We start from the raw sequence: 6157 nt of genomic DNA, 5'->3' as shown, positions 1-6157 counted from the left end.
TTGTCTCAAAGGACGCGGGTTTAATCTTGAAAATACGCGCTTGACAGACCCTAGACGAGTGAAAAAATTGATTGCGGTGTTAGCTATAAGCTTCTGTTGGTGTTACTTAACGGGTGAATGGCAACATAATCAAAAAAAAGCGATAAAAATAAAGAAGCATGGACGACTCTCAATGAGTTTATTTCGCTATGGTTTAGACTATGTTCAAATGGCGATTCAGCGTTTAATTGGTTTTGGGAAAAAAGAAGAGTTTAAGGAAATTTTGGCAATTTTAAGAAAGCAGAATCCTGATAGGATAAGGGTTCTGTGAAATTTGTCGTGTACAGAGCATTATGTATTACATTTACTAATAATTTAAAATAATTAGTAGAAAAAAATTATGTTTTAATTATTTCTTTGATTATATAAGTTGAGAGTAAAAAATGATTAATACGGAATTTTCAAAGTGTATTTCTGCATGTACAAACTGTTCACTTATTTGTACTGAATGTGCAACTTCTTGTTTAAAAGAAAAAGATTTAGAGATGATGCGTGAATGTATTCAACGTTGTCTAGAATGTGCAGATATTTGTCAGTTATGTGTGCGTATGCAACAACATAACTCACCTTTCCTCAAAGAGATTTGTGAGCTTTGTGCTAAGATCTGTGAATATTGTGCGGAAGAGTGTGAAAAACATTCACATGATTATTGTAAAAAATGTGCTGAGGCTTGCCGTCAGTGTGCAGAAGAATGTCGAAAAATTGCCATGTAAAATACTTCAATAATGTTAATTATATGGCTCTAGACTAACATAATCATTCTGCTAGTCTAGAGCCTTTCCTAAAATTAACATAATACACCTTATACGAAGGCAAAAATGGGAGCTATAAGCTCCCATTTTTAGTCTTTAATTCGCTTTTTCGCTTCGTCATAAACTATGCTATCAGCTCGTTTTCCGACGGTAATGAGCAGGATAACTACCTGATCATCTTTAACTTGATAGACAAGTCGGACACCAGCTTTTAATAATTTGATTTTATAGCAACCTGCAAGATCGCCTCTAAGCATATTCTTTGGAATATGTGGCTGCTCTATGACTTTGGCTAGTTTCTTTTTAAATTGATCTCGTATAGCAACAGGGAGTTTTTCCCATTCTGCTGTAAAGTCCTTGTGACGTAAAAGCTTATAAGTCATCTAATGTGACTTCCTCAAACATCTCTTTAGGATCATTAATGCGCTTACGGACAAGAGCTAATAATTCTTCATCTTCTTCCGAAAGCAAAGCTTTTTTGACAGGCAGTTTCCCAGTCGTAGCAACATACTCAAGAATACTAGTGAAGAAATCAGTAGGTGCAATACCTTGCTCTTTAAGGATTGAATAAGATTTTTCTTTAAGGGCTTCATCGATCCTGAAGTTAACAGTAGCCATCATATTTCCCAAGTATTTAATGTACTAGGAATATTGTAATGCAAATTGCATTACAAGTCGACTTCGCATAACAACCATTATGTTAAATGGATGGCATTTGGGAGATATTATTTATTCTTTCAATAGGCAGAAACTTGCAGAATTTTTCTTAATTTGTAATCCTTGCGGCTAAGGGTGTCTAGCGTAGCTAAGACAGGTATTCGTTATAGTCGGGCCGCTATAATACGGATGACGAGTGCCTGTATGTTTAACCTAAATATCTTTAACAAGATCTCTAGCGAAGTATTGACCATCAAAAATGATCTTGAGCTGAATTCTGAGAATCAACTGATAACTAAGTATAAGACTTCTACTTCTGAAGATTATAAAAAAGCAATTATTTTGATCTTTAAAGAACGTGGCTATACCAGGTTAGAAATAGGTCAGTTACTTGAAGGCCAACTCTAAAGACTTCCTAAAATTAACATAATACACCTTATACGAAATTCTTATATTTTTTCTTTATTTTTCAATGGTATAATACAATCTTTAAAGCCCCTTTTCTCCAATCGGGGCTTTTTTATGATTTATTACGTTCTCTAATCCCCCCATTTCTCTTAGGTCTCTTTTGTTAGCGCTGACTGGATATTGACGGTCATTTAATTCACAGCTTTAACCAAATCGAACTATATACATTTTCAAATTTCGTACTTGAGCGAAAGTAGGAAAGTGTTGCCTGGAGAAAATAAGAAATGGGTTCTACACGACTATTGACCAATATTATTCAGCGTAAAGTCATGTTGCCAGAAGAAATGTCACCTTCAATGCAGCGTGACAATTTTGAAGTGGCACTGACTGATTTTGAAAAGCATCCAATCATCAAATGTTTATTTAAAGCGGATAACCAGCGTTCTACGGAATATTGGAGCGTGCAAGAAATTGCAAACTTTATTGAGGATTGCACAGAAGATCAAAACATCAATTTATGCATTTTGTATTGGAAAGATATACACAGCAATATTTACATTATTGATGGAGCACATCGTCTTTCCTGTATCTATGCGTGGATTAATAGATATTTTGCGGATGAGCAAGTCACTCAAGCACCTAATTTCAATGATCCACAAAAACAAGATATTCGTTACCTCCGCAATTATTTAGGAGATCTCGCTGATTTTCAAAGAATTTGCACTGATGCTGAATTTGCAGAAAAAAAGTCGAAGTTAGAAGATATTAAAATCAGTTTCAGGCAGGTACTGGGGACTCCGGAAGATGCGCGACGGGTATTTCAATCTATTAACTCAGATACTAAACGTTTAGATAAATATGAGGAATATCACCTAAGAAATCGCGGTAGTGACGCGTATTATGCGATCTATGCCTGTTGTTATATCAATGACAATAAATCTAACCTAGAAGAGCTCCAATATACACGTTTAAATGAGTTGATTGAGTTAGGGGAGAGGATCCACCAGTTACTTTTTTCGACCATTTTATTAGACAATGAAATGAGTCATGGCAAAAAAATTGGCCTGGTCAATGAGCTGATGAATATCATTGCGGGTGATCAGATTCATAATATTATGAGTCTGAATCAGGGGGAGCGCGTTGAAAACCTAATGTCGCATCTGTTGACCATTCTTTGCAGAATAGCGACGCCTGTAAAAAATGCTGGGGTTCCGAGTTTGGGCTTACATCCATACTTATATTTTTATAAGGATCAGCGTTTTCAGATTACTTCTTTTCTTGCATGGTTTTCAATTGTGTATGAAATTCATGAAAGCCGCATGCAGATTCATCATCGAAAGATTAGTTTCAAGGACTTCACCCGGGTACGCCGTAGTATTGAGTTCTTGATCGCCAATTTCCCCGTGGCGACCACCGAAACGGTCGGCAAGTTCGGCAGTGGTATCAAGGGCTATGATCGGCTACAAATTGTCTATAAAGCCTTTATTTGCTTAAGCTTGGAAATGGAGGTTGATTTTGATGATGAGGAATGCCTGAATACCTTTATTCTGTCCATGTCTAAGGCCTTCAAGTACATAAACTTTAACGAGTTTTATGTCGAAAGATTTTTGGGTGGTTATGATGATGCAGTCGTCAAGCATGTGGTGGGATATGTGGAGTCGATTAGTCCAATTTCTCGGTCAAAGCCCAAGGCCTTTTCGGCATTAACCAAGAGTCTGCTTAAGCACAATTTTCTGGTGGGTAATCATAACTTTTGCCTCATTTGTGATGGATTGATCTATCTTGATTCTACTGAATCGGATCATCGGATTGCCAAAGCCGTAGGTGGGCAAGGTGTTCTAGAGAATGGTCTGCTGGTTCATCCCATCTGTAATAGAATGAAATCAGATCTGAGTCTGGAAGAGATTAGAGCGGATTTGTTTGGTGAATTACTGTATTAATCAACAGAGCGATGAGCTCATTTTTGCAGATGTATCAATGATTAATCACATGATTTAACTTTTGATACATTCAGCCAATATGGTTATTTTTAATTCAGTCCAGAATCACAACCAGAAACTAGCTGTAGTTTCTGAATGACCGTCAAGGTCCTTAGTTTCGCCCATAGATTCCCTCTGTGGGCTTTTTTTGATCAAAAATTGTATAGATGCTCTAAAATAAACCTTTTAGCATTTCATAAGCAATTAGGATTAAGGCTGAGACCATCAGCACAACAAAAATGAGTTCCACTCTAGTTAACATATTAATTCCTTTTACTTTTCACTTAATTTATATAGCAGTTAAGTCGCAGCATCAATGACATAACATGACATGGAAAATAATCAAAAAAGATAGAATCTAGATTTTTATTACATTTACTATCCGTATACTTCAACAGCAGATTTGAATGTTTCACTTAACCTTTAAACTTTTATTAAAATTAAGTATATTCACACATGTATTCTAAAATTTGATAGAATTTATTAAAACTTTAGATTCTAAGTGTAAATAATGAGAAGCGCTAATATTCGACGTGATGGTTACTTAAAATTTCTGAATACATGGCAAGACCGTGATGTCATTAAAGTACTTTCAGGTGTGCGTCGCTCTGGAAAATCCACCTTATTGGCGATGTTTCAACAAGACCTAAAAGCACAGGGTGTACAAGCCGAAAACATCATTGCCATCAACTTCGAATTTATGGAATTTGAAGAACTCACCGATTACCGTAAACTACATGATTATGTATTGTCCAAAGTTGATAAAAGTAAAAAAAACTATGTTTTTTTAGATGAAATACAACATGTTAAAAATTTTGAGAAAGTAGTCGACTCTTTATATGTTCGGGATTATATCGATTTATATATTACAGGTTCAAATGCATTCTTTCTAAGTGGAGAACTTGCGACGTTACTCACAGGACGCTATATCGAGCAACATGTTTTACCCTTGTCATTCCAAGAGTTTAAACAGTGGCATATTGAAAATAATCCGATCATCCAACAATTATCCAATCGTGATTTGTATGCCATGTACACGCGCAGTAGTTTCCCCTATACGCTTGCCATGACCAGCCAGCAGGAAACCTATGATTACTTGCAAGCGGTCTATGCCAGTGTAATGTTTAAAGATGTTATTCCCCGTTTGAATACGGCCGATATTAACTCTCTCGAGCGTGTCGCAAGATATTTGGCAAGCGTGACAGGCTCACCCATTTCCATCAATAAAATTAAAAATACCTTTGTTTCAAGTGGGGTTAAGATTTCATTTGAAACAGTAAAACGCTATATTCAGGGCTTACAGGACAGTTTGTTATTTTATAGTGCCGCACAATTTAAAGTACGCGGGCGTGAGTTATTACAATCCTCTGAAAAATACTATTTAGTTGATGTCGGATTGCGCCGGATTATGTTGCCTGATGCTAATGCTGATCAAGGTCATATCTTAGAAAATGTGATTTATCTTGAGCTTGTCAGACGAGGTTATACGGTCTATGTAGGGCGGGTTGATGAATATGAAATCGATTTTGTTGCTGTCGATACTTTACAGAATTTAACTTATTATCAGGTGGCATTAGAAACGCTCAATGAGGAGACACTCAGCCGAGAGTTACGTCCATTACAGAAAATTTCTGATTCGTATCCCAAGTATTTGCTTACCTTAGACACCATAGGGACTGAAGCGAATTATAATGGTATTGTAAAAATGAGTGCTCTCGATTGGTTGCTATCTGAAAATAAGTAAAGTTGAGGGTAGACATGGATACTCTTATTTATTAATGGCTCTAGACTAGCAGATTTACACTTAATTTTACCTAATGAGGTTCCACAGCTCAGTTGCTAACTCATTAGGTTCCCTCATCCAACGCCATTCAGTTTCTTTAAGATGATAATCAAAGTACTCTTTTGATATGCCGTTAAACTTTGCTAGCCTTCTTTTACAAAAGCTCCAAAATGATTCTATTCCATTTATATGGCATTGTCCTCTAGCAAACTCATTTGCTCCGTGATTTACCCTAAAATGCTTTGAATAACCCACATCAACAAGACCATTATAGCCACGCCATCCATCACTATAAATCACACTCTCAAGTGAAACTTTACCAATGATAACCTCTTGTAAAGGGCGGATTCAAGCGGCAAGTGCAACAGTATAAAAACCAGACATAACTTCACTCGGTGTATACCAACCTAGGGTTTTTCTAGGACGATGGTTGAGTGCAAATTCTATCTGCTCTATTTGTTCGTTTGACACGTCATCAAACGATGATGATTTTGGCAGATATTGCCGGATTAAACCATTCGTATTTTCATTTCTAGCTC

The 6157-nt window shown here is 36.4% G+C and carries 7 protein-coding genes and 2 pseudogenes; 5 read left to right on the top strand and 4 right to left on the bottom strand.

What is annotated here, in order from left to right:
- Together HX743_RS15370 and HX743_RS15365 are read left to right on the top strand one after the other, a co-directional pair.
- Positions 1 to 310 (top strand): annotated as a pseudogene (locus HX743_RS15370) (IS4 family transposase); the annotation flags it as partial.
- Between the two features lie 112 nt (positions 311 to 422).
- Positions 423 to 752, top strand: a complete 330-nt coding sequence (locus tag HX743_RS15365; RefSeq protein WP_004827037.1) for a four-helix bundle copper-binding protein — start codon at positions 423 to 425, stop codon at positions 750 to 752.
- Positions 753 to 880: 128 nt separating this feature from the next.
- Here the strand turns inward: HX743_RS15365 and HX743_RS15360 are convergent, their stop codons facing one another.
- Both HX743_RS15360 and HX743_RS15355 read right to left on the bottom strand, forming a co-directional pair.
- Positions 881 to 1174, bottom strand: coding sequence for a type II toxin-antitoxin system RelE/ParE family toxin (locus tag HX743_RS15360; RefSeq protein ID WP_000221358.1), 294 nt, complete (start codon positions 1172 to 1174; stop codon positions 881 to 883).
- Positions 1164 to 1409 carry a type II toxin-antitoxin system RelB/DinJ family antitoxin gene (locus HX743_RS15355; protein ID WP_000246755.1) on the bottom strand — a complete coding sequence of 82 codons (246 nt, stop codon included), beginning with the start codon at positions 1407 to 1409 and terminating at the stop codon, positions 1164 to 1166. Before HX743_RS15355 ends, HX743_RS15360 begins: the two co-directional genes overlap by 11 nt.
- A 243-nt stretch (positions 1410 to 1652) precedes the next feature.
- Here HX743_RS15355 and HX743_RS16485 point away from each other — a divergent pair, with 243 nt between their 5' ends.
- The 3 genes from HX743_RS16485 (at position 1653) to HX743_RS15345 (ending at position 5579) form a co-directional block, all read left to right on the top strand.
- On the top strand, positions 1653 to 1856 hold the full coding sequence (locus HX743_RS16485; RefSeq protein ID WP_004896916.1) for a hypothetical protein: 204 nt from the start codon (positions 1653 to 1655) through the stop codon (positions 1854 to 1856).
- A 284-nt stretch (positions 1857 to 2140) separates the two neighbouring features.
- Positions 2141 to 3796, top strand: a complete 1656-nt coding sequence (locus HX743_RS15350) for an HNH endonuclease signature motif containing protein (RefSeq protein ID WP_005245159.1) — start codon at positions 2141 to 2143, stop codon at positions 3794 to 3796.
- Positions 3797 to 4346: 550 nt separating this feature from the next.
- On the top strand, positions 4347 to 5579 hold the full coding sequence (locus HX743_RS15345) for an ATP-binding protein (RefSeq protein WP_004726792.1): 1233 nt from the start codon (positions 4347 to 4349) through the stop codon (positions 5577 to 5579).
- A 66-nt stretch (positions 5580 to 5645) separates the two neighbouring features.
- Here HX743_RS15345 and HX743_RS15340 read toward each other — a convergent pair.
- Both HX743_RS15340 and HX743_RS15335 read right to left on the bottom strand, forming a co-directional pair.
- A pseudogene (locus tag HX743_RS15340) lies at positions 5646 to 5966 on the bottom strand (IS1595 family transposase); the annotation flags it as partial.
- The coding region (locus HX743_RS15335; RefSeq protein WP_178319630.1) for an IS30 family transposase at positions 5967 to 6157 on the bottom strand (191 nt) is incomplete at its 5' end. It abuts the pseudogene before it with no gap.

The organism is Acinetobacter sp. Swhac1 (assembly GCF_013390985.1).
GTDB lineage: Bacteria > Pseudomonadota > Gammaproteobacteria > Pseudomonadales > Moraxellaceae > Acinetobacter > Acinetobacter towneri.
The sequence above is the reverse complement of the archived record's forward strand: the minus strand, read 5'-3'. Positions and strand labels throughout refer to the sequence as shown.